This is a genomic window from Microbispora sp. ATCC PTA-5024, assembly GCF_000511135.2.
GTDB classification, from domain to species: domain Bacteria; phylum Actinomycetota; class Actinomycetes; order Streptosporangiales; family Streptosporangiaceae; genus Microbispora; species Microbispora corallina.
This window is the reverse complement of sequence record NZ_KI866522.1, coordinates 802968-806397: the sequence shown is the minus strand read 5'-3', so window position 1 is coordinate 806397 and position 3430 is coordinate 802968. Positions and strand designations below refer to the sequence as shown.

Here is a 3430-nt window from a genome sequence, read left to right as displayed (position 1 = left end):
TCAGGGCGGGTCAGAGCCGGGGGAGGGCGGGGGGTCAGGTGGTGACGCTGGTGATGACGGCGAACCGCGCGCCGAACGGGTCGGTGAGGATGGCGAACCGGCCGACGCCCTCGACGCTCATCGGGGGCACGATCACCTCGCCGCCCAGCTCGCGGGCGTTCTCCACCGCGGCGTCGCTGTCGGCGACCTCGAAGTAGACGAGCCAGTGCGGCCGGTCGCCCGGCTGGAGCGGCATGACGCCGCCGAAGTCGGGCTCCTGGCCCTCGGCGGTCGACAGCACGATGTAGGTGGCGTCGCCGAACGGGGTCTCCTCCACCCGCCAGTCGAAGACGGCCTGGTAGAACGGGCGGACGGCGCTCGGGTCGGGCACGTAGAGCTCGGTCCAGGCCAGCGACCCGGGCACGCGCACCGCGTCGAGGCCCTTGGTCTCGCCCGGCTGCCAGACGGCGAACTCGGCGCCGCCGGGATCGGTGAAGCCGCCCATCCGGCCGTTGGTGAAGACGTCGAACGGCTCGAACCGGACGACGCCGCCCGCCTCCCGCACGGCCTTGGCCGTGGCGTCGGCGTCGGGGGTCTGGAAGTAGAGAACCCAGGCCGAGGAGGCGCCCTCGTCCATGAGGGGGCCGACCGCGGCGACGGTCTTCCCGCCGACGTGGAAGAAGCCGTATCCGCCCGAATCGGGGCCGGCCGACTGGTACTCCCAGCCGAGCAGCCGCGTGTAGAAGGCGACGGCGGCCTCGGTGTCGGGCGTCCCGAGGTCGATCCAGTTGGGAGCTCCGGTGACGTACTGCGTGGTGAGCATGGCGGTTCCTCGTCCGATGGTCCTCGTGCCGGCTCTCGCGGTCCGGGCCACAGCCTCGCAGGGCCGACCGACAATTTCCGGGGACCCGAGGAGCAATCCAAACGACAGGGCGAGCCCCGGCACACCTCGCGCGGGCAAAAAACCGGTAAGCGCGGGGTCAAGCGGCGTGGCGGCCAGGGGAATTCACCGCGGAAGCGCGATGGCGGTGGCGACCAGGCCGTCCGACACGAGCCAGCGGCCGTCGAGCGTGCGCCTGCCCATCGCGGGGTCCGCGACCAGGAGGGACGCCGTGAAGCCCCCGTCCGGGTCGATCTCGACCACGGCCTGGGCGAAGTCCAGCCACCGCCGGGTGAGGGGGAACCACACCTTGTAGACGGCCTCCTTGGCGCTGAACAGGATCCTGTCCCAGCACGCCCCGGGACCGAGCGCGCCCAGCGCCGCGATCTCGCCGGGGGAGGCGACGGTCGGCAGCACCCCGGAGGGGAGCGGCCCGTGGGGCTCGGCGTCGATGCCGATCGCGGCCGCGACCCGCCCCTCGGCCACCGCCGCGGCGCGGTACCCGGAGCAGTGCGTGATGCTGCCCACCGTCCCGGGCGGCCATACGGGCGCGCCCCGCTCGCCGCGCGGGATCGGCCCCGGGGGCACGCCGAGCCGGGACAGCGCCCGCCGCGCGCAGTGCCGCCCGGTGACGAACTCCCGTCGCCGCATCCCCGTGGCCCGCGCGACCAGCGGCCGCTCCTCGGGGAACAGCGTGTCCTCCGGCACGTCGCCGAACTCCTCGGCCGTGGCCGCCCAGTCGGGGAGGATGCGCTCGATCATGGGACGGGGACCGCCCGCGGCCGGGTCGGCCGCTCCCTGGTCGCGGCCGATTCGGGGTGGATGCGCTCGATCATGGGACGGGGACCGCCCGCGGCCGGGTCGGCCGCTCCCTGGTCGCGGCCGATTCGGGGTGGATGCGCTCGATCACGGGACGAGCACCGCCCGCGGCCGCGACGGCCCGTCCGGCCGGGTCCGCCACTCCCTCGGATAGCCCAGCGAGACCTCCTCGAAGCGGACGCCGTCGTGCCAGGTGGTCCGCGGGATGTGCAGATGGCCGTACACCACGGCGGCCGCCCGGAACCGGACGTGCCAGTCGGCCGTGCGGTCGGTGCCGCACCACAGGGCGAACTCCGGGTGATGCAGGACCAGCGTCGGCTCCCTGACCAGGGGGAAGTGGTTGACGAGGACGGTCGGCAGATCGGTCGCGGAGAGCCGGCGCTCGGTCTCGGCCACCCGGGCGTGGCACCAGGCGTCCCGGCTCTCGTACGGATCGGGGTGGAGGAGGAACTCGTCCGTGCCCACGACGCGGGCCGCGAAGGCCGCGGCGAGGGCCTCCTCCCTGGTCGCGGCGCCGGCCGGGCGGAAGCTGTAGTCGTACAGCACGAACAGCGGGGCGACCGCGACGGGTCCGCCCGGCCCGTCCCACACCGGGTACGGATCCTCGGGGGTGGCGACGCCGAGGTCGCGGCAGAGGCCGACCAGGTGGTCGTACCGGGCGGCGCCCCGCAGGCGCACGGGGTCGTCGGCCGTGGTCCAGAGCTCGTGGTTGCCGGGGGCCCAGATCACCCGGGCGAAGCGGGCCGCGAGCGTGCCGAGCGCCCATCCCACGTCGGCCGGGGTCTCCGCGACGTCCCCCGCCACGATCAGCCAGTCGTCCCGTGAGACGGGCCGCAGTGACTCGACGATCTCCCGGTTCTCGGGGTGGCCGACGTGCAGGTCGCTGATGCCGTACAGGCCGGGGATCAGGCCACCTCCGTCGTCGGCGGCGGCACGGCGACCGGGGACGACCCGCGGGGGAGCCGCTCCGCCCCCGTCTCCCGCATCGCGTGCGCCCCTCTCGCCGTCCGGATCATTCCTGATTGTGGGGGATCGTCAGCGGGAAATCAAAAGTCCCGTGTCCCGGGCCGTACGGCCTCCGGCGAGCGCGGCGACGACGAGGGCGAGGCAGGCTCCGCCCGCGAGGACGGCGCCCGCGGCGGGCAGCGTGGGGAGCGTCCCGAGCACCGCCACGCCGAGGGCCGCGCCGGCCTGCCGGGCGGCGTTGAGCGCCCCCTGCGCGGTGGCCGCGAGCGCGGGAGGAGCGGCCCCGGCCATGTCGGCGATGGCCGCCGGGATGGCCAGCGTGCTCCCGAGGCCCAGCGCGGCCTGGGCGGCGACGATCAGCGGGATGGGCCCGTGCGCGCCCGCCGGGAGGAGCAGCGCCCCGCCCACGGCGTCGGCGGCCAGCCCGGCGAGCATCACCGGCCGGGCTCCGGCTCGGGCCACCAGCCGCCCGGTGACGAACGGCATGAAACCCATCGGCAGGGTCAGCGGCAGCAGGGTGAGGCCGGTCCGCAGCGGGCTCATCCCGGCGTCCTCCTGGAGCCACTGGGTCAGCGCGAACAGCAGGCCGTACACGAGGAAGGTCGCCATGAGGCCGGTGACGAGACCGGCGCGGACGCGGCCGGCCGCGAGCAGCGCGGGCGGCAGCACCGGCGACCGGGCCGGGTCCCGGGCCACCCGCCGCTCGACCCAGGCCAGCAGGGCGAAGGCGAGCGCCGCCGCGGCGAGGGCCGCGAGGGGGACCGGCCGGGTCCACCCCTCGGTCCC

Annotated in this window: 4 protein-coding genes; all 4 read right to left on the bottom strand. The window is 75.5% G+C overall.

Translation table 11 applies throughout. The annotated features are described in order from the left end of the window. Nucleotides 1-34 precede the first annotated feature (34 nt). A complete protein-coding gene (locus MPTA5024_RS03695) occupies nt 35-802 on the bottom strand; it encodes a VOC family protein (RefSeq protein WP_036319869.1) in 768 nt (255 codons plus the stop codon). A gap of 183 nt (nt 803-985) precedes the next feature. Further along, entirely contained in the window at nt 986-1621 is a 636-nt protein-coding gene (locus MPTA5024_RS03690; protein ID WP_036319867.1) for a 4'-phosphopantetheinyl transferase family protein, read from the bottom strand. Between the two features lie 144 nt (nt 1622-1765). Further along, nucleotides 1766-2587 (bottom strand): metallophosphoesterase family protein, encoded by an 822-nt coding sequence (locus MPTA5024_RS03685; RefSeq protein ID WP_036319865.1) that lies wholly within the window; start codon nt 2585-2587, stop codon nt 1766-1768. 126 nt (nt 2588-2713) lie between these two features. After that, nucleotides 2714-3430 (bottom strand): MFS transporter (locus MPTA5024_RS41790; protein ID WP_198166934.1); only part of this gene is annotated, 717 nt, incomplete at its 5' end.

Excerpts from the sequence above, each read along its gene's own strand:
- MPTA5024_RS03690 (WP_036319867.1), bottom strand. The coding sequence starts at position 1,621 with ATGATCGAGCGCATCCTCCCCGACTGGGCGGCCACGGCCGAGGAGTTC.
- MPTA5024_RS03695 (WP_036319869.1), bottom strand. The coding sequence starts at position 802 with ATGCTCACCACGCAGTACGTCACCGGAGCTCCCAACTGGATCGACCTC.